The following is an 18,693-nucleotide window of genomic DNA, read 5'->3' on the forward strand; positions in this document are numbered from 1 at the left end:
CCCCGGGCAATTCTGGCCCGGGGCCCACCGAGAGTAGAGGCCACCGACCGCAAGCCGCCGATCCGAGTGCCGCGAACCGTGCCTTCACGCAGTGACAAGGGCCCGCCGCTCCACCCTCCGCGCAGCCGCCTCCGCAGGATCAAGCACCGGAACGGCAGCCAACAGCCCCTTCGTATAAGGGTGTTGCGGCGCGTCGTAAACGCGGTCGGCCGGCCCGGACTCCACCACGGAGCCGCCCCGCATGACCAGCACCCGATCGCTGACCTGCCGTACGACCGCAAGGTCATGGGCGATGAACACGAGCGCCAGCCCAAGATCCCGCTGAAGCTCACCGAGCAGGTCGACCACCTGGGCCTGGGTGGTGACGTCCAGCGCCGAGACAGGCTCGTCGCAGACGATGAGCTGCGGCCCGGGAGCCAGGGCGCGGGCGATGCCGACCCGTTGGCGCTGGCCGCCGGAGAACTCGTGCGGATAGCGGTCGTACCAGTCCGGGTCGAGACCGACCCGCTCCAGCAGCTCCCGTACCCGACCCACGACCGCGCGGTTGTCCAGCTCACGCGCGGCCCGCAGCGGGTCGGCGATGGACTCGCCGATGCTGCGGCGGGGGTTGAGGGAGGACACCGGATCCTGGAAGACCATCTGCAGCTCACGCCGCGCGATCCCGTAGCGCAGCTCGCCGCCCGTGGGTTCCAGCAGCCCGACGAGCATGCGGCCCAGGGTCGTCTTGCCGCTGCCGCTCTCGCCGACGACGCCGAGCGTCTCGCCCCGCCGTACGGTGAGCGAAACACCGTCCACCGCCGCGACCTTGCCACCGCGCTTGCCGAACTCGCGCCGCAGATCGACCGCTTCGAGCAGCACGTCACCATGCGACGGCTCAGGCGCAGCCTCCCGCACCACTTCCACCCGCGGCACCGCCGCCACCAGCGCACGGCTGTACGGCTCACGCGGAGCGCCCAGCACATCCGCGACGGGACCGCGCTCGACGGCCCGGCCGTCCTTCATCACCAGCACGTCGTCGACGCTCCCCGCCACCACCCCCAGGTCGTGGGTGACGAGCAGCAGCCCCATGCCGGTCTCGGCCCGCAGTTCGTGCAGCAGGTCGAGGATCTGGGCCTGCACCGTGACGTCGAGAGCCGTCGTCGGCTCGTCGGCGATGAGCAGCCTGGGCTCGCAGGCCAGCGCCATGGCGATCAGTGCCCGCTGCCGCATGCCGCCGCTGAACTCGTGCGGCCGGGAACGGGCACGCCGGGCGGCGTCCGGGATGCCGACGCGGTCGAGGACGGCGACCGCCCGCTCGCGCGCGGCCCGGCGCGAGCCCCCCTCATGAACGCGGTACACCTCGGCGATCTGGTCGCCGATCGCGTAGTACGGGTCGAGGGAGGACAGCGGGTCCTGGAAGACCATCGCGGCCCGCCCGCCCCGCAGCCGCCGCAGCTCCGCGTCCTGCGCCGCGAGCACGTCGGTGCCGTCGACCCGGACGGAGCCGCCGATCCGGGCGCCGGTCCCCCGGTGCAGCCCGAGCAGCGCGAAGGCGGTGGCGCTCTTGCCGCTGCCGGACTCCCCGACGAGGCCGAGGGCGCCGCCGGCCTCCAGCGTGAAGCTCAGGCCGTCCACGGCCGGTACGGCGGAACCGCCGGTCGGGAACTCGACGCTGAGGTCGGTGACCTCGACCAACGACGGGGACGAACCCGATTCCGAAGGCGAATCCCAGGACGAGCTCATGCCAGAACCACCCGTCGGTCGGCCACCGCGTACAGCACGTCCGCGACGGCGTTGGCGAGGACAACGAAGAAGCCCATGGCGAGCGTCACCCCGAGCACCACCGGCAGGTCCTCCGTGCGGACCGCGGTGACCAGCTTCTGCCCGATACCGGGGATGCCGAAGAGGGTCTCGGTGAGCACGGCGCCGCCGAACATCGTGCCGAAGTCCATGGCGGACAGCGCGATCACCGGCGGGAGCGCGCCGCGCAGGGCGTGCCGCCAGACGATCGCGCGCTCGCTGACGCCGTAGGCGCGGAACGTACGCACATGGTCCTCGGCCAGCGTCTCGAGCACCGAACTGCGGGTCAGCCGGGCGTACTTGGCCGACTCGAGGAAGGCCAGCGCGAACCAGGGCAGCACCAGGTTCCAGGCCCACTGCTGCGGGTCGTCGGTGAAGGGGACGTACGACGGGTACGGCAGCCACTGCAGGACCGAGCAGAAGAGCATCAGCAGCAGGATGCCGGTGATGAAGACCGGGGTGGCCGTGCCGACGAGGGTGAAGCCTGTGAGGAGCCGTTCGGTGAGCCGGCCGCGCCGCACGGCCGAGAGGAGCCCGCTGCCGATGCCCATGATCAGCCACAGCACCATCGCGCCGAGCGCCAGCGACGCCGTGGCGGGCAGCTTCTGGCCGAGGATCGCGGTGACCTGGTCGCCGCTCTGGTACGAAAGGCCCAGGCAGGGCGCGCCGCAGTGCTCGGTCCCCGTGCCGGTGCTGTAGTCGCGGCCGGTGAGGATGCCCTGGAGGAAGTGCCCGTACTGCGCCCACAGCGGGTCGCCGAGGCCCAGGTTCTGCCGCACCTGGTGGAGCTGGACGGTGCCGCACTTGGGGCCGCAGGCGAGTTGCGCGGGGTCGCCGGGGGCGATGTAGAAGACGGCGTACAGGACGACGGACAGGACGAGCAGCACCAGTACGGCGCTGCCGGCCCGGCGCAGCAGGAAGCGGGTCATACGGCGGCCTCCTCACGCTTGCGGCCGGTGCCGACCCGCAGCCGGGACGCGGCCCGCGGGTCGAGGGCGGTCCGGATCCCCTCGCCGAGCAGCGTGAAGGCGAGGACGGTGACCAGCAGGAAGCCGGCCGGCAGCAGGACGTACGCCGGGTCCGCCTCGTACCAGGTGGTGGCCGAGGAGAGCATCTGGCCCCAGGAGGGGGTGGGCGGCTTGACGCCGATGCCGAGGAAGGACAGCCCGGCCTCGGAGTTGATGTTGAGCGGCAGCAGCACGGCCGCGTACGTCACCACCGGCGCGGCGAGCGAGGGCAACAGCTCCCGGCGGGCGATCCGCCAGGTGCCGGAGCCGCCGAGCCGCGCGGCGGCGACGTAGTCGAGCGACTTCAGGGTGAGCACCTGGGCGCGCACGATGCGGGAGGTGCCACCCCAGCCGAGCAGGCCGATGACCAGGACCAGCAGCACCGGGCGCGGGAAGCCGTCGGGCACGACGGCGAGCAGCGCGATGGAGAAGACCAGGGAGGGCAGGGCGAGCATGACGTCGGTGTTGCGGCTGAGCAGGTTGTCGAGGAAGCGGTTGCCGAGCCCGGCGGCGAGGCCGATGCCGACGCCGAGGACGACCTGCACCAGCGTGGAGGCGATGGCGACGCCGAGCGAGACCCGGGCGCCGTAGACGAGCCGGGCGAACAGGTCGCGGCCGGTGCCGGGTTCGATGCCGAGCCAGTGCTGGGCGCTGACGCCGCCGAAGGAGCCGAGCGGGACGCCGCCGGCGGCGGAGTTGACCAGCTCGGGGTGGTACGTGGTGGTGTCCTGGCCCTCGATCGCGGCGAGCAGGGGCGCCGCGACGGCCGCGATCACCAGCAGCGCGATGACGGCCGCGCCGGCGGCGGCCGCACGCTGAGCGCGCAGCCGCCGCCAGAACTGCCGGGCCCCGGGCGCGGTCGCGACCGCGGGAGCCGTGAGTACGTCGGTGGTCACTTGACCGCGACCTGCGAGACGTCGAGAACGCCGGTCCAGTCGCTGATGACGACGTTCTTGACGTCCTTGCCGACCAGCCGCTTGTAGACCGGGTGCACCAGCGGAACGCTGAGCGCCTGCTCGCCGATCTTCTTGTCGAGGGCGCCCCAGCGCTTGGCGGCGGCGTTGAGGTCGGTCAGCTTGTTGATCGCGTCGATCTCCTTGTTGACGGCCGCGTCGTCGAGGAAGGCGTGGTTGAAGTTCCAGCCGTCCGTGACGATCTGCCGGCCGTCGTAGATCGGCGCGAGGAACGGACCGCCGGACGGCCAGTCGGCGCCCCAGCGGCTGAGGAAGAGGCCGGGCTCCTTGGTGGTGCTGTGCACCTTCTCGCCGTACGCGTCCGACTCCAGGCCGTCGAGCTTGACGGTGATGCCGGCCGCCTTCAGCGCTTCCTGCACGGCGGTGGCGACCTCCGGGCCGCGCTCCTCGCCCTTGGTGGTGTCGTGGGTGAGGGTGATGGTGAGGCCGTTGGCGTAACCGGCCTCCTTCAGCAGCTGCTTGGCCTTGGCGGCGTTGCCGGTCTTGCCCGCCGGGAAGGCGTCGTAGGCGGTGTAGCCGTAGCTGGCCTGGTCGGGCAGGAAGGTGGTGGCGGGCTCGGCGAGCGAGGAGCCGCCGAGGGCGTTGACCACGGTGGTGCGGTTGATGGCGTAGGAGACGGCCTCGCGCACCTTGATGTTGTCGAAGGGCTTCACCTTCGGGTTGAAGGCCAGGTAGTACGTCTCGCCGAAGTGGCCGGTGCCGACCCGGCTCGCCAGCGACTTGTCGCCGGTGATCTTGGCGAGCTCGGCGGCGCCGAGGTTGGTGTCGGTGGTGACGGCGGCGGCGTCGTTGCCGGAGCTGGTCGACAGCCGCTGGTTGATGACGGTGGCGTCGAGACCGGACTGGACGTCGATCTTGTCCGGGTAGGCCTTGCGCTCGGAGTCGGTCTTGGCGGACCAGTACGTGTTGCGTACGAGGGTCAGCCGCTCGCCGTCGTTCTCGTTCTTCAGGACCTTGTACGGGCCCGACGAGATCGGGTGGTTCTCGTAGTTCGTGCCGGTGTCCTTGGCCTTGGGGACCGGCGCGAAGGAGGTCTGGGTGGCCAGGAAGGGGAACTCGCCCTCGGGCTTGTCGAGGTGGAAGACGATGGTCTTCGCATCAGGGGTCTCGATGGAGTCGAGGCCGCCCTTGTCCTTGTACGGACCCTGGTAGGTCTTGCCGCCGATCAGCCAGTCGCGCAGGTACGGGGCTCCGCCGGACAGCTCGGCGGCGAAGGACCGCTCGATGCCGTACTTGATGTCGGCCGAGGTGATCGTGGTGCCGTCCTCGTACTTCAGGCCTTCCTTGAGGTGGTACGTCCAGACGGTGGCGTTCTTGCTGGGCTCACCGGTGTTGGTGGCGAGGTCGGGGACGACCTTGGAGCCGGCGGCGCCGCTCTCGCGGTTGCGGGTGGTCAGCGTACGGAAGACCAGGGACGGGACGTTGCCGCCGCCGGAGGTGTAGAGCCGGGCGGGGTCGAAGTCCTGCTGCGCCGTCTGGTTGAGGACGGTGAGCGTGCCGCCCTTCTCGGGCTTGCCGCCGGAGGAGGCGCTGCTGTCCTTCGGGCCGCATGCGGCGGCCCCTCCGGCGAGGGCCAGCACGGCGGCTGCCGCTGCGGCGCGGCGTGGTGAGACGGACAGATGACGCATCGGGAGAAACCTTTCGCGGCTGCGAATCGCGGCATGACGGAATGGGCGGACGAAGGATTCCGCGGGTGGGCAAGCCGAAAGGATTCACACCCGCGGAGGGAAGGGCCGCCGGAAGCGGAGGCAGGGTGCCTCTACACGTCCAGCGATGCGGGTCAGCGACAGAGAATGTCGGCCACGGTGTGCCCGGTCACGCCGATGAGCGCCAGCTCAAGGCTGACGTACCGGGTGGCGTGGTTGTCGGACATGCGCAAAAGATTGGACGACGCACCTGTCCGATGTCAAAACCGGATCAGCATACGATCAACGGGGTGATCCGTGTCACCCCTTCGGATACGGCCACGGATTCGGCCTGCAGGTCACCCCGTCCAGGGTCAGGAACTTCGTCTGCTGCATCATCACCGGCGCCAGTGCCCCGTTCTTCGGACACAACTCGTGGCGGTGGCCGAGCCGGTGGCCGACCTCGTGGTTGATCACCATCTGGCGGTACATGTAGATCTTGTCCGGGCCGTAGGTCTCGGACCCCTGCGCCCACCGGTAGGCGTTGATCATCGTGCGGGGAGTCGACGCCGAGTCACATGACACGTTCTCAGCCGAGGTGTCCAGACCGGATTTCGCGCACCACTTCGCCGTGGTCCCCGGGCTCGCCAGCGTAACGACGATGTCCGCGTGGCCCGTTGACACCCGCTCGAAGGTCTTCGTACCGCCGTGGCCCCAACTACGGTCGTCATTGAGCGTCTTGAAGACCGCGTCGGCGAAGACCGCGCCGTCCAGCGCCAGACCCTGCTCCACGTCGACCCGCACCTTGTACACCTGGCCCTTGCCGGGCGCCTTCTGGTGTCCCCCGATCGTGTGGAACTTCCCGGAGAGGGTGAGGCCCGGATTGAGGGGATACGTCTGCACCATGGCCTGGTGGTACGTCAGCGTTACGGCCGAGGCAGAGGCCGACGGCGAGGTGGACGGCGTGGACCGCACATCGGACCGCGAGGCCGAGCCGTCGGCGCCGCGGCTCGCCTTCGAGGACGACCCGGCCGCGCTGCTCTCCTTGCCGCCCCCGGCCAGCTGCCCGGCGACGACCACGGCCAGCACCGTCACCACGGCGGCCGCCGCCGCGCCGCCGAAGGTGCGGCCCTTGCCGCCGCCCTTCGGGGGTTCCTCGCTGTCCGGGGCGGTCTCCTGCGGCGCGGTGTGCGGGGTCTCGAAGGCCTCGACGAACTCCTTGCGAGGCCCCGGGACCCGTGCGGCCGCCCTCCGCTGCTGCGGCAGCCTCGGCGCAGGGGGCGCACCGAAGGCCAGGCCGGCGGCCTCGGGGCTGCCCAGTAGCTCGGCCACCTCCGGGTCAGGCAGCTCGGGCGCCCGCAGACCGCGCACCGCCGGCCCGGAGCCGGTGTCCCACGACTCCGCGTCACCCCAGGCCGCGTGCTCCCGGTGCTCGGGGTGCGCGTAGGCCCACTCGGGGCGAGGGCCCCGCGCCGGGGCGGGAGCCGGGCCCGGGCCACGGCCAGGGGCCTGCGGCGGAGCCTGCCGCCACCCGGCGATGCGGCGCCGCCGGCCCGAGCCGGGATCGGCGGGGGCCGACGGCGGAACGCCGGGTATGCCGGGTATGTCGTCGCTGCGGCCCTCGCGGCCGCCCGGTGCGCTGTGCCTGCCCATCGGCTACTTCCGGCTCCCGTCAGTCTCGTCCAGAAGCTCGCGCACGGCCCGCGCCACCAGATCAGGGTGCTCCATCATCGCCACATGCCCGCTGTTCGGCAGGGCCAGCAGCCGCGAGTCCCGGAACGTCCGCCCGGCCCGCCTCGCCATCCGGAAGGACACCAGCTTGTCCCGGCCGCCGTAGACCAGCAGCGTCGGGGCCAGCACCCGCTCCGCCTGCCGCCACAGCGAGTGCTGGCCGCCCAGCGTGTAGGCGTCCAGGACCCCGCGCGCCGAGCGGGACAGCGCGTCCCAGAAGTACGGCAGCTCGACCCGCCGCTCGTACTCCGACGCGTGCTCGGTGAAGGCGTCGTCACTGACCCGGTCCGGCTCCCCGTAACACAGCGCCAGCAGCTCCCGGGTGCGCCGCTCCGGCGCCCAGTCCTTCGTCGCCCGGATCAGCAGGGCGGGGATACCCGGCACCCCGAGCAGCCCGGTCGGCAGGGCGCTGCGCTGCGGGGGCAGCTCCGGCAGCGCCGGCGAGACCAGCGTCAGCGTACGTACGAGATCGGGCCGGGCCGCCGCCACCTTGGTGGCCACCGCCCCGCCCAGCGAATTGCCGAACAGGTGCACAGGCCCGCGCCCGCCGGCCTCCAGGAGCCGTACGACCGCCCGCGCGTGCCCGGCGAAGGAGTAGTTCCCGTCGTCCGGCGGCGGCGAGTAGCCGAAGCCGGGCAGGTCCAGCGCCTCGCAGGCCAACCGGTCGTCGAGGCGGCTCATGAGCGCCGACCAGTTCGTCGACGAACCGCCCAGGCCGTGCACGAACAGCGCGGGCGCCAGTCCGTCCGGTCCTGAGGCCGGCCGCGAACGCACGGTCAGCGTCAGACCGGGCAGCTTCACCTCGCGCACCGCCTCGCCCTGCCCCGCTCTGGGTCCGGAGGGCGGCACGGGCACGGCGGCGAGTACGGCTTCAGGGGACTCCGTCGACGACATGCGCGCAATATTACGAGACGATCACGCGTGCGATCGCGTGTTCGCCCTCACAGCCTTTGGTTGCCACTCTGCACCGCCGGGCACTCTCTCCTACGCTCGCAGGTAGGAAAGGCAATGAGAGGACGAGCCGTGTCCGATGACATCGAGACATTCGAGAACGCCTTTGACAGTGAGGCCCACGAGGCCGACGAAGCCGACACCGAGCTTGACCTGGAGGCCCCTGAGGCCGACGCGGTCGAACAGCACATCGACCTGCTCCAGCACCGGGACGTCCCGATCACCGAGCGCCCCCTCGACGCCGACCCGGCGGACGCCGCCGAGCAGGCCCGCGTCGTGGAGCTGGACGAGGACGACTACCGCTGAAGTACCAGCCAGTGAGAATGTGCGTTCGCACTGCGCACGGTACGGCTACTGAAAAGTACGATGGCCACCGCATGCACTGAACGAAACACTTTGGGAGGCGGCGTGACAGCCATCGAGCAGACAGAGGCAGCGCGCCCGCGTGGCACGCGGCTTCCGCGCCGAGCCCGCAGGAACCAGCTGCTGGGCGCGGCCCAGGAAGTCTTCGTCGCCCAGGGTTACCACGCCGCCGCGATGGATGACATCGCGGAGCGCGCCGGCGTCAGCAAACCCGTGCTCTACCAGCACTTCCCCGGAAAGCTCGACCTGTACCTGGCCCTGCTGGACCAGCACTGCGAATCGCTGCTGGAGTCCGTGCGGACCGCGCTCGCCTCGACCACCGACAACAAGCTGCGCGTCTACGCCACGATGGACGCCTACTTCGCCTACGTCGAGGACGAGGGCGGCGCCTTCCGGCTGGTCTTCGAGTCCGACCTCACCAACGAGCCCGCCGTACGCGACCGGGTCGAGAAGGTCTCCCTCCAGTGCGCCGAGGCCATCAGCGACGTCATCGCCGAGGACACCGGGCTCTCCCGGGACCAGTCCATGCTGCTGGCCGTCGGCCTCGGCGGCGTGTCGCAGGTCGTCGCCCGCTACTGGCTCGCCAGCAGCAGCCCGGTCCCCCGCGACCAGGCCGTGCAGCTGCTGACCTCACTGGCCTGGCGCGGCATCGCCGGCTTCCCGCTGCACGGCGCGGAGCACTGACTTCCGCCCTGTTCGCTGTAGGCGTTCCCGCCTGCGATTCCTCGCGGCCCGCACACGGCTAGTGTTTGCTGCGTACACCGCACCGCCAGACCATCGGAGGGACAAAAGCCGTGGAGGTCAAGATCGGCGTGCAGCACGCGCCGCGCGAGATCAACATCGAGAGCTCGCAGTCGGCCGAGGAGGTCGAGAAGGCCGTCGGCGAGGCGCTCTCCGGCGCCAGCAAGCTGCTGAGCCTGACCGACGAGCACGGCCGCAAGGTGCTCGTGCCCGCCGACCGGCTGGCGTACGTCGAGATCGGCGAGCCGGCCACGCGCAAGGTCGGCTTCGGCGCCGCGCTGTAGCGAAGAACGGCGGGCCGCTCCAAAGATCGCTAGGTCATTGGAGCGGCCCGCCGTTTCGTGTCCCCGGGGGACGGGGTAGGACCGTCAACGTCCGAAACAACTGTCCGGGAGGGCCACGATGATGTGGGAAGCGCTCGCTTTCGCCGCCCTTGGGCTGGCCGCCGCGTACGCCGCCGTACGACTTCTGCCCACCCGCTTGCCGGCCCGCTCTCTCGTCCTGGCCACCGGCTCCGGCGCCGCCCTCCTCGGCGGCCTCCTCGCCCACACGATCCTGGGCCCCGGCCACGTCGTGCTCACGCTGGCCCTCTCGGTCACCGTGGCCGTGGCTCTGCTCTCGCTTCTGGTCCGCCCGGCGGACCGGCGAGGCCCCCGCGCGTCATCGCCCCGCCCGGCATAGACGGGCGGGGCGACCACCCTCTGCCTACCCTCTGCCTACGCCGCCAGGCCCAGAGCGGCCATGCGCTTGGTGTGGGCCTCGGTGATGCGGGTGAACATGCGGCCGACCTCGGCGAGGTCGAAGCCGTCGGCGACGCCGCCGACGAGCATCGTGGAGAGGGCGTCGCGGTCGGCGACGACACGCTGGGCCTGGGACAGAGCCTCGCCCATGAGACGCCGGGCCCACAGCGCGAGACGGCCGCCCACCCGGGGCTCCGCCTCGATCGCGGCGCGGACCTTCTCGATGGCGAAAGAGGCGTGCCCGGTGTCGTCGAGCACGGCCAGCACCAGCTCACGCGTGTCGGAGTCGAGGCGGGCCGCGACCTCCCGGTAGAAGTCCGAGGCGATCGAGTCGCCGACGTAGGCCTTGACCAGGCCCTCCAGCCAGTCCGACGGCGCCGTCTGCCGGTGGAACTCGTCCAGCGCGGCGGCGAAGGGCTCCATCGCCGCGGTCGGCTCGGCGTCGATGGCGGTGAGGCGGTCCCGCAACTGCTCGAAGTGGTGGAACTCGGCGGAGGCCATCGCCGCCAGCTCCGCCTTGTCCGACAGGGTCGGCGCGAGCTTCGCGTCCTCCGCGAGCCGTTCGAACGCGGCCAGCTCGCCATAGGCCAGGGCGCCCAGCAGATCCGTCACGGCCGCGCGGTACTGCGGCTCGGCGGAGGCGGCGGCCCAGTCGAGGGCGGCGATCCCGGTGGCGGCGGGGGCAGGTTCGGTGGTCTCGTCAGGCGTCTCCATGCTGGGCACAATAGCCCGCCTGGGCTGCGCGGCAACCATCCCGGGGCGCGCTTTCCGGCCCCGCGTCACCCCCGCGTCACCCGCCTGTCTCGAACGTCATCTCGCATCCCGGGAAATCCATCCGCCGCAGCTGCGTGATTCCGGGGTACAGTGATATGAGCCCGCCGTTGTTCAAAGGCGGGTGACGCATGAATGCACATGAATGCAATGGATGCCCGGTCGGTGGCCCGATCGGCTCCACGACCGCCCTCCTCACATGGGGAGGGGCCCACTCGCGGCACGAGCTCCAGATGCGAGGGCAGTGGTCCCGCGCTTCTCAGCCACCCACGGCTGTGTACTCACCCCCCGCGCGGTCAGCGCCCTGTGCGCTCGACCCCCCTCACCGCTCAGTGCCGCGCACCGAGACAGAAGAGGCAGCATCCTGACTACCACCACGACTTTCCGCAGTCTCGGGATCCTTCCCGAGACCGCCGAGGCCCTTGAGGCCGTCGGCATCATCACTCCCTTCCCGATCCAGGAGATGACGCTCCCCGTCGCCCTCGCGGGCAACGACGTCATCGGCCAGGCCAAGACCGGCACCGGCAAGACGCTGGGCTTCGGCCTCCCCCTCCTGGAGCGCGTCACGGTCCTGGCCGACGTCGAGGCCGGCCGCGCCAGGCCCGAGGACCTCGTCGACGGGCCGCAGGCCCTGGTCGTCGTTCCCACCCGTGAGCTGTGTCAGCAGGTCACCAACGACCTGCAGACCGCCGGCAAGGTCCGTAACGTACGCGTCCTCGCGATCTACGGCGGCCGGGCGTACGAGCCCCAGGTCGAGGCCCTGAAGAAGGGCGTCGACGTCGTCGTCGGCACCCCGGGCCGGCTGCTCGACCTCGCCGGTCAGAAGAAGCTCAGCCTGCGCAACGTCCGCGCGCTCGTCCTCGACGAGGCCGACGAGATGCTCGACCTCGGCTTCCTGCCGGACGTCGAGAAGATCATGGACATGCTGCCGGCCAAGCGCCAGACGATGCTGTTCTCGGCCACCATGCCGGGCGCCGTCATCGGCCTGGCCCGCCGCTACATGTCGCAGCCCACGCACATCAGCGCCACGTCGCCCGACGACTCGGGCGCGACTGTCGCGAACATCACCCAGCACGTCTTCCGCGCCCACAACATGGACAAGCCCGAGCTCGTCTCGCGCATCCTCCAGGCCGACGGCCGCGGTCTCGTGATGGTCTTCTGCCGTACGAAGCGCACGGCGGCCGATGTCGCCGAGCAGCTCGAGAAGCGCGGCTTCGCCTCCGGCGCGGTCCACGGCGACCTGGGCCAGGGCGCCCGCGAGCAGGCGCTGCGCGCCTTCCGCAACGGCAAGGTCGACGTGCTGGTCTGCACGGATGTCGCGGCTCGCGGCATCGACGTGGAAGGCGTCACGCACGTCATCAACTACCAGACGCCGGAGGACGAGAAGACCTACCTCCACCGCGTGGGCCGCACCGGCCGCGCGGGCGCGTCCGGTATCGCCATCACCCTGGTCGACTGGGACGACATCCCGCGCTGGAAGCTCATCAACAAGGCGCTGGACCTGCCCTTCGACGAGCCGGAGGAGACCTACTCCACCTCCGAGCACCTCTACGAGCTGCTCGGCATCCCGGCCGGTACGAAGGGTGTCCTCCCCCGGGCCGAGCGCACCCGCGCAGGGCTCGGCGCGGAGGCCGTCGAGGACCTCGGCGAGACCGGTGGCCGTGGCCGCAGCCCCCGCAGGGCCGCTGCCGCCGCCTCCGTCGTGACCGAGGAGGCCCCGGTCCGCACGCGCACCCCGCGCCAGCGCCGCCGCACCCGCGCCGGCGAGGCGGCCGAGGTCGTGGCCGCGGTCCCGGCCGCTGCCGAGTCCGTCGAGACCGTCGAGGCCGTCGAGACGACCTCCGAGGGCACCGAGGCCAAGGCGGCTCCGCGCCGCCGTCGCCGCACCCGCGCCAGCGCCCCCGTCGCGGGAGCCGTCGCCCAGGCCGAGCCCACGGCTGCCGTCGAGGCCCCCGCCACCGACGAGGCCAAGCCGGCCAGGCGCCGTCGCCGCACCCGCTCGGGCGCCGCCAGCAGCGACAGCTGACCGCCTGCTCCGAACGGCGAAGGGCCGGCCACCGTCTCGGTGGCCGGCCCTTCGCCGTTTCGACCCCGGCCCGGACAGGGCCGTGGGCCGCCACGGGCCTTACGCTGGGGAGGCCCGTCACCAGCCCTGCCCTCCGAAGGAGCCCCCGTGTCAGCCGCGTCGCAGCCCACGCGCACCGCCACCACAGCAGCCGATCGCGCCGCCGGCGGGCATGGGCCGGAGCCGCACGCCGGGGCGACCGTGGACTTCACGCTGCTGGCCGTGGCGATCGCGGGCGTGTCGCTGTCAGCGCCGCTGATCGCGGCGACCGCCGCGCCCGCGCTGGCCATCGCCTTCTGGCGGAACGCCATGGCGGTGGGAGCGCTCAGCCCCTTCGCCCTCATACGACACCGGGGCGAGCTGCGCCGCATGGGGCGGCGGGCCCTGCTGCTGTCCCTGGCCGCCGGCGCCGTCCTGGCTCTGCACTTCGGGCTGTGGCTGCCGAGCCTGTCCATGACGTCGGTGGCCTCGTCGACAGCCCTCTGCACGACCACCCCGATCTGGACGACCCTCTTCCTCCGCATGCGCGGCCACCGGCCCCCCACCCTGGTCTGGGCCGGCACCCTCCTCGCGGTCGTCGGCGTGGTGATCCTCACCGGCGTCGACCTGTCCCTCTCCTCCCGCGCCCTCGCGGGCGACGCCCTCGCGCTGGGCGGCGGCATCGCGGCAGCGGCGTACGTCCTGCTCGGCGCCGAGGTCCGACGCACCGTCAGCACGACCGCGTACACCTACGTCTGCTACTCGACCACCGCCGTCGTCCTGTTCGGCGCCTGCCTGGTCTCGGGCTCCGCCCTCCACGGCTACGACGGCACGACCTGGGCCAAGCTGGTCGCCCTGACCGTCGCCGCCCAACTGCTCGGCCACAGCCTCCTCAACCGCGTCGTCCGCGGCCTCGGCCCGTCGACCACCTCCACGGCCATCCTCCTCGAGACCCCCGGCGCCGCCCTCATCGCGGCGTTGTGGCTCGGTCAGACTCCGCCGATCGCCGCCTACCCGGCGCTCGGGGTGATCCTGGTCGGACTGGCGCTGGTCGTCCGGGCCGGCCGTCAAGCCTAGAGCCAGCCGTTGCGGCGGAAGCCGCGGTGGATGGCGAAGCAGACGGAGATCATGCCGATGAGGACGACGGGGTAGCCGAACCGGGTGTGGAGCTCGGGCATGTGGTCGAAGTTCATGCCGTAGACGCCGGTGATCATGGTGGGGACGGCGAAGATGGCGGCCCAGGCGGTGATCTTGCGCATGTCCTCGTTCTGGACGACGGTGGCCTGGGCGAGGTTGGCCTGGAGGATGGAGTTGAGCAGGTCGTCGAAACCGATGACCTGCTCGTGGACGCGCGCGACGTGGTCGGCGACGTCGCGGAAGTACTTCTGGATCTCGGGGTCCACGACCCGCATGGGCCGTTCGCTGAGCAGTTGCATGGGCCGCAGCAGAGGCGAGACGGCCCGCTTGAACTCCAGGACCTCGCGCTTGAGTTGGTAGATGCGGCCCGCGTCGCCGCCGCTGCGCGGGGTGCGGCCCTGCACGGCGGAGAAGACGTCGATCTCGACCTCGTCGATGTCGTCCTGGAGGGCGTCGGTCACCGCGAGGTAGTCGTCGACGACCTGGTCGGCGATGGCGTGGAGAACGGCGGAGGGGCCGTGGGCGAGCAGCTCGGGGTCGTCCTCGAGGCGGTGGCGGAGGGCGCGGAGCGAGCCGTGGCCGCCGTGCCGGACGGTGATGACGAAGTGCCGGCCGGTGAAGACCATGACCTCGCCGCTCTCGACCACCTCGCTGGTGGCGGTGAGTTCGGCGTGCTCGACGTAGCGGATGGTCTTGAAGACCATGAAGAGCGTGTCGTCGTAGCGCTCCAGCTTCGGCCGCTGGTGCGCCATCACCGCGTCCTCCACCGCCAGCGGGTGCAGTCCGAAGACCTCGGCGATGCCGGAGAACTCCTGCTCCGACGGCTCGTGCAGGCCGATCCATACGAAGCCGTCCCCGCCACCCCGGACCTGGTCCAGCGCCTCGCGCGGGCTGAGGTGGTCGCTGGCGCGGCGGCCGTCCCGGTAGACGGCGCAGTCCACGACCGAGCTGGGGACCGCCGGGCGGCCGGCGGCCGGGCCGTAGTCGTACGAAACGTGGCTCTTGCGCAGGCTGGGGCGCGGACGGACGACTGCACGCAGGTCGCGGATCATCGACATGGCAAGCTCCTTCACGGACTGGCCGACGGCGTGACGACGCCGTACTGAAATGCTGATCAATGCAGGGTGATCACAGCGCAGTTCAGGGAGCTCTTCCGGGGCGTGGTGCGGGCGTCCGTATGACGGCGACGCAGACAGCACGTGGCGACTGCCACTCGCGGAGAATCAGAGATTCCGGGTTTCGCGGCTGGGAGGCCGGGAAGGGAAGCGTGGGGATCAGTGCGAGAGTCGCCGGGCGGAAGAGCTGCCGGTACTGCGCGGTCGACTAGGATCCATTGCAGCCCCCACCTCCTCCTGCCGATCCCCGCTTGGGGAAGACCTGTTGGCGATTTACTCAGCCAGCGGCCCACCTTACCAGGGGGCTGAGGCGTTACCTCGGCACTTTGCCCGTTCGATACGCGCTCTATGCTCGCGTCATGGTCGAGGTACTGGAGCTGGTGGAGGCGCGGCTGCGCATGGCGTTCGGCGAGCCGGACGGCCGGGCGGCGGTGACTTTCCTCGGCACCGAGCGCATCGAGGTGCTGCGTTTCGTCGACGGCGACGTGCTGCGTTACGTCACCCTCGGCATGTCGCGCGAGCCGATGAACGATCCCCTGGCCGCCGTCGCCGACCCCCTGCGCGGGCCGCGCGCCGAGCTGGTCCTCTCCCTCCGGGCGGGTCGGGCCGCCGGCGCCGACACGGACAAGGTGCTGCGGCCGCTGGCGGTCCTCGCCGCGTCCCCCCGGGTCGAGGGTGTCGTCGTCGCCCCGGGCAACTCGCTCGACGTCGGCGAACCCCTGTGGCCCGCGGCGCCGTTCTCCGCGGTGCTCGTGGCCGAGCCGGGCGGCCTGGTCGAGGACCTGGTCCTGGACGCGCCGCTCGACCCGGTGCGCTTCTTCCCGCTGCTGCCGATGACGCATACGGAGGCCGCCTGGAAACGGGTCCACGGCGCGGCCGCGCTGCAGGAGCGGTGGCTCCAGCACGGTACGGATCTGCGTGACCCGGTCCGCGGCCCGGTGGCGCTCGGCTGAGGCGCGCGGCTGAGGCGTTCGGGAGGCCCGGTGGGAGGCCCGGCGCGCCGATCCGTGCCGGACGGGTGATCGTCCTTGACGCGGGCACGGCGCGGGAGGACTGTTGGGCGGTATGAGGGGCGAACCCAGTTGCCCGAAGTGCGGTGGCCGGGTCCGAGCGCCCGGCCTCTTCTCCGATTCCTGGCAGTGCGACGAGCACGGCGCCGTCCATCCGCTTCAGCCCGTCGTCCCGCCGAGCGTCGAGGCGCTGAGCGTGGTCGTGAACCGCGCGCATGTGCCGGTGTGGATGCCGTGGCCGCTTCCGGTCGGCTGGCTGTTCACCGGGGTGGCGTCGGCGGGTGACGACCGAAGCGGCGGGCGGGCGACGGCCGTCGCGTGCTCGGGCCCCGGGCCGCTGGGCGGGCCCGGTGAGATGGTGCTGGTGGCCGAGGAGCTGGGAGTCGGGCTCGGTGCGCGCTTCGCGGGCATTCCGGGACCCGATCCGGGTCCGCAGATGTGTATCGGCAAGCCGCCGGCCGCCAAGGTGATCGCCGCGGGGCGGGTGACGCCGCTGTGGCATGTGGCCGGCGTGCCGGCCGATCGCGCGGTCTTCGCGGGTGAGTCGTTCGGCCTGTGGCTGTGGGCGGTCGTCTGGCCGGAGGAGGCCGGACTGCTGATGTACGACGAGTTGATACTGACCGATCTGCGGGATGCCGGCGCCGAGGTCGAACTGGTGCCGTGCGGGGCGCTGTCGCCACGACTGCTGTCGTGAGCGCTGCGCGAGAGGTTCCTGGAATTCAAAGGCGTCCAGGGCCGTTATCCTGGTATTCGCAATCCCCGCATCTATAGCCGACCGCCTTGGAGTTCAAGCCGTGCGCATCGACCTGCACACCCACTCCACGGCATCGGACGGCACCGACACTCCGGCCGAGCTGGTCCGCAACGCGGCCGCCGCCGGTCTGGACGTCGTCGCCCTCACCGACCACGACACGGTGGGCGGATACGCGGAGGCCCAGAAGTCCCTGTACGAGCTGACGGTCCCGCTCACCCTGGTCACCGGCGCCGAGCTGTCCTGCCGGATCGACGGTGTGAGCCTGCACCTGCTCGCGTACCTCTTCGACCCGCGCGAGCCCGAGCTGTTCCGTGAGCGCGAGCTCGTACGGGACGACCGGGTGCCGCGCGCCCGCGCCATGGTCGCGAAGCTGAACGAGACCGGCGTCCCGGTCACCTGGGAACGCGTCGCGGAGATCGCCGGGGACGGGGCGGTCGGCCGCCCGCACATCGCGCAGGCGCTGATCGAGGCCGGCCTGGTCGGCAGCATCTCCGAGGCTTTCACGCCGCAGTGGATCGGCCCGGGCGGACCGGCGTACGTCGAGAAGCACGAGCTGGACCCCTTCGAGGCCGTACGGCTGGTCAAGGGCGCGGGCGGCGTGACGGTCTTCGCCCACCCGGCGGCCGTGAAGCGCGGCGTGTGCGTGCCCGACAGCGTGATATCCGACCTGGCGGCAGCCGGCCTGGACGGCATCGAGGTCGATCACATGGACCACGACGAGCCCACCCGGGCCCGGCTGCGGGGCCTCGCAGGGGAACTGGGGCTGCTGGCCACGGGGTCGAGCGACTACCACGGCACCCGCAAGACGTGCCGCCTCGGCGAGTACACGACGGACCCCGAGGTGTACGCCGAGATCGCGCACCGCGCCACGGGCGCCGTGCCGATCAGCGCCGTCTAGCGCGATCCCTCCTCCGGCCCCCGTTTCTCCCTCGACCCCGCCTGTCCGCGAAGGCCGGACGGGCTGAAAGCTCATGAACCTCTTCGACCTGACCCTCTTCGGGTCCGTCTTCGTCACGCTCTTCGTGATCATGGACCCGCCCGGCATCACGCCGATCTTCCTCGCCCTCACCTCCGGCCGCGCCACGAAGACCCAGCGGAAGATGGCCTGGCAGGCCACCCTCGTCGCGCTCGGCGTCATCACGGTCTTCGGTATCTGCGGCCAGCAGATCCTGGACTACCTGCATGTGTCGGTGCCCGCGCTGATGGTGGCGGGCGGGCTGCTCCTGCTGCTGATCGCGCTCGATCTGCTCACCGGCAAGGCGGACGAGCCGACGCAGACCAAGGACGTCAATGTCGCGCTGGTGCCGCTCGGCATGCCACTGCTGGCGGGGCCGGGGGCGATCGTGACGGTGATCCTCGCGGTGCAGAAGGCGGACTCGGTGGGTCAGCAGGTGTCGGTGTGGGCGGCGATCGTGGCCATGCATGCCGTGCTGTGGCTGACGATGCGCTATTCGCTGCTGATCATCCGGCTGATCAAGGACGGCGGTGTGGTCCTGGTGACCCGGCTGTCCGGGATGCTGCTCTCGGCGATCGCGGTGCAGCAGATCGCCACCGGCATCTTCGGCTTCATCCGCGGCGAGGGCTAGCGAGCAGCGGACAGGACAGCGGACAGCCAAAGGGCCCTGTACGTCGTCGTACAGGGCCCTGCTGCGCAAAGCTGTTTCCTCTACTCCGCCGGGCGGATGTAGAGGCGCTGGCCGGTCTCGGCAGCTTGCTGAACGATCTTCTTGACGGAGGCGGCGTCCACGACCGTGCTGTCGACGGCGGTGCCGTCCTGGTCGTTGAGGCGCATGATTTCGAAGCGCATGGGCTTCTCCCTTCGTCCGGGCACTCCTCCATTGGAGCGGTGAGCTGCTTCACAGCCATTGCTTGTCCGTTAAGTCTGGATTGCGAGGCGCACTCGTCGCATCTCGTATCCGCACTTACATGACTGAGCAACCAAGCTACCCGG

The 18,693-nt window shown here is 71.3% G+C and carries 20 protein-coding genes; 10 read left to right on the forward strand and 10 right to left on the reverse strand.

Going from position 1 to position 18,693, the window contains the following annotated elements:
* Positions 1 to 84: 84 nt before the first annotated feature.
* The 7 genes from ACFXJ5_RS00210 to ACFXJ5_RS00240 form a co-directional block, all read right to left on the reverse strand.
* Positions 85 to 1,722 carry an ABC transporter ATP-binding protein gene (locus tag ACFXJ5_RS00210; protein ID WP_384624657.1) on the reverse strand — a complete coding sequence of 546 codons (1,638 nt, stop codon included), beginning with the start codon at positions 1,720 to 1,722 and terminating at the stop codon, positions 85 to 87.
* Positions 1,719 to 2,708 (reverse strand): ABC transporter permease, encoded by a 990-nt coding sequence (locus ACFXJ5_RS00215; protein ID WP_384624660.1) that lies wholly within the window; start codon positions 2,706 to 2,708, stop codon positions 1,719 to 1,721. Before ACFXJ5_RS00215 ends, ACFXJ5_RS00210 begins: the two co-directional genes overlap by 4 nt.
* Positions 2,705 to 3,682 (reverse strand): ABC transporter permease, encoded by a 978-nt coding sequence (locus tag ACFXJ5_RS00220; RefSeq protein WP_384624662.1) that lies wholly within the window; start codon positions 3,680 to 3,682, stop codon positions 2,705 to 2,707. Before ACFXJ5_RS00220 ends, ACFXJ5_RS00215 begins: the two co-directional genes overlap by 4 nt.
* Positions 3,679 to 5,388, reverse strand: coding sequence for an ABC transporter substrate-binding protein (locus ACFXJ5_RS00225; protein ID WP_384624665.1), 1,710 nt, complete (start codon positions 5,386 to 5,388; stop codon positions 3,679 to 3,681). The genes ACFXJ5_RS00220 and ACFXJ5_RS00225 overlap by 4 nt, the downstream gene beginning before the upstream one ends.
* Positions 5,389 to 5,540: 152 nt before the next feature.
* Complete coding sequence (locus tag ACFXJ5_RS00230; protein ID WP_384624668.1) at positions 5,541 to 5,633, reverse strand: Ms4533A family Cys-rich leader peptide; 93 nt, start codon at positions 5,631 to 5,633, stop codon at positions 5,541 to 5,543.
* 73 nt (positions 5,634 to 5,706) lie between these two features.
* A complete protein-coding gene (locus ACFXJ5_RS00235) occupies positions 5,707 to 7,038 on the reverse strand; it encodes a DUF3152 domain-containing protein (RefSeq protein WP_384624670.1) in 1,332 nt (443 codons plus the stop codon).
* Between the two features lie 3 nt (positions 7,039 to 7,041).
* Entirely contained in the window at positions 7,042 to 8,010 is a 969-nt protein-coding gene (locus tag ACFXJ5_RS00240; RefSeq protein ID WP_384624672.1) for an alpha/beta fold hydrolase, read from the reverse strand.
* Between the two features lie 129 nt (positions 8,011 to 8,139).
* Here ACFXJ5_RS00240 and ACFXJ5_RS00245 point away from each other — a divergent pair, with 129 nt between their 5' ends.
* From ACFXJ5_RS00245 to ACFXJ5_RS00260, 4 genes are all read left to right on the forward strand, one after another.
* Positions 8,140 to 8,373 (forward strand): hypothetical protein, encoded by a 234-nt coding sequence (locus ACFXJ5_RS00245; protein ID WP_384624675.1) that lies wholly within the window; start codon positions 8,140 to 8,142, stop codon positions 8,371 to 8,373.
* A 102-nt stretch (positions 8,374 to 8,475) separates the two neighbouring features.
* A complete protein-coding gene (locus tag ACFXJ5_RS00250) occupies positions 8,476 to 9,114 on the forward strand; it encodes a TetR/AcrR family transcriptional regulator (RefSeq protein WP_127359768.1) in 639 nt (212 codons plus the stop codon).
* A gap of 110 nt (positions 9,115 to 9,224) precedes the next feature.
* Positions 9,225 to 9,455 (forward strand): DUF3107 domain-containing protein, encoded by a 231-nt coding sequence (locus ACFXJ5_RS00255; RefSeq protein ID WP_384624678.1) that lies wholly within the window; start codon positions 9,225 to 9,227, stop codon positions 9,453 to 9,455.
* Positions 9,456 to 9,573: 118 nt separating this feature from the next.
* Positions 9,574 to 9,852: a hypothetical protein gene (locus tag ACFXJ5_RS00260; RefSeq protein ID WP_384624681.1), complete on the forward strand. Its 279-nt coding sequence runs from the start codon at positions 9,574 to 9,576 to the stop codon at positions 9,850 to 9,852.
* Positions 9,853 to 9,887: 35 nt separating this feature from the next.
* Here the strand turns inward: ACFXJ5_RS00260 and ACFXJ5_RS00265 are convergent, their stop codons facing one another.
* Positions 9,888 to 10,625 carry a ferritin-like fold-containing protein gene (locus ACFXJ5_RS00265; RefSeq protein ID WP_384624684.1) on the reverse strand — a complete coding sequence of 246 codons (738 nt, stop codon included), beginning with the start codon at positions 10,623 to 10,625 and terminating at the stop codon, positions 9,888 to 9,890.
* A 520-nt stretch (positions 10,626 to 11,145) separates the two neighbouring features.
* Between ACFXJ5_RS00265 and ACFXJ5_RS00270 the strand changes: the two genes are divergently transcribed.
* Together ACFXJ5_RS00270 and ACFXJ5_RS00275 are read left to right on the forward strand one after the other, a co-directional pair.
* Positions 11,146 to 12,708: a DEAD/DEAH box helicase gene (locus ACFXJ5_RS00270; RefSeq protein ID WP_384624687.1), complete on the forward strand. Its 1,563-nt coding sequence runs from the start codon at positions 11,146 to 11,148 to the stop codon at positions 12,706 to 12,708.
* Positions 12,709 to 12,855: 147 nt separating this feature from the next.
* Positions 12,856 to 13,803: a DMT family transporter gene (locus tag ACFXJ5_RS00275; protein WP_384624690.1), complete on the forward strand. Its 948-nt coding sequence runs from the start codon at positions 12,856 to 12,858 to the stop codon at positions 13,801 to 13,803.
* Here the strand turns inward: ACFXJ5_RS00275 and ACFXJ5_RS00280 are convergent.
* Positions 13,800 to 14,921, reverse strand: coding sequence for a magnesium and cobalt transport protein CorA (locus ACFXJ5_RS00280; protein WP_384624693.1), 1,122 nt, complete (start codon positions 14,919 to 14,921; stop codon positions 13,800 to 13,802). The two genes, ACFXJ5_RS00275 and ACFXJ5_RS00280, sit on opposite strands and share 4 nt — an antisense overlap.
* Before the next feature lie 416 nt (positions 14,922 to 15,337).
* Between ACFXJ5_RS00280 and ACFXJ5_RS00285 the strand changes: the two genes are divergently transcribed.
* The 4 genes from ACFXJ5_RS00285 (at position 15,338) to ACFXJ5_RS00300 (ending at position 18,328) form a co-directional block, all read left to right on the forward strand.
* Positions 15,338 to 15,931, forward strand: a complete 594-nt coding sequence (locus tag ACFXJ5_RS00285) for a suppressor of fused domain protein (RefSeq protein ID WP_384624695.1) — start codon at positions 15,338 to 15,340, stop codon at positions 15,929 to 15,931.
* Positions 15,932 to 16,043: 112 nt separating this feature from the next.
* A complete protein-coding gene (locus ACFXJ5_RS00290; RefSeq protein WP_384624698.1) occupies positions 16,044 to 16,682 on the forward strand; it encodes a DUF6758 family protein in 639 nt (212 codons plus the stop codon).
* 100 nt (positions 16,683 to 16,782) lie between these two features.
* A complete protein-coding gene (locus tag ACFXJ5_RS00295; RefSeq protein ID WP_384624700.1) occupies positions 16,783 to 17,640 on the forward strand; it encodes a PHP domain-containing protein in 858 nt (285 codons plus the stop codon).
* A 73-nt stretch (positions 17,641 to 17,713) separates the two neighbouring features.
* The gene (locus ACFXJ5_RS00300) at positions 17,714 to 18,328 is read left to right on the forward strand and encodes a MarC family protein (RefSeq protein ID WP_384624703.1); all 615 of its coding nucleotides are present in this window, start codon (positions 17,714 to 17,716) and stop codon (positions 18,326 to 18,328) included.
* Between the two features lie 80 nt (positions 18,329 to 18,408).
* On the opposite strand, the gene ACFXJ5_RS00305 is transcribed toward ACFXJ5_RS00300, so the two are convergent.
* The gene (locus ACFXJ5_RS00305; protein WP_164836035.1) at positions 18,409 to 18,549 is read right to left on the reverse strand and encodes a hypothetical protein; all 141 of its coding nucleotides are present in this window, start codon (positions 18,547 to 18,549) and stop codon (positions 18,409 to 18,411) included.
* Between the last annotated feature and the right edge of the window lie 144 nt (positions 18,550 to 18,693).

This window comes from Streptomyces sp. NPDC059373 (genome assembly GCF_042751495.1).
Lineage (GTDB): Bacteria > Actinomycetota > Actinomycetes > Streptomycetales > Streptomycetaceae > Actinacidiphila.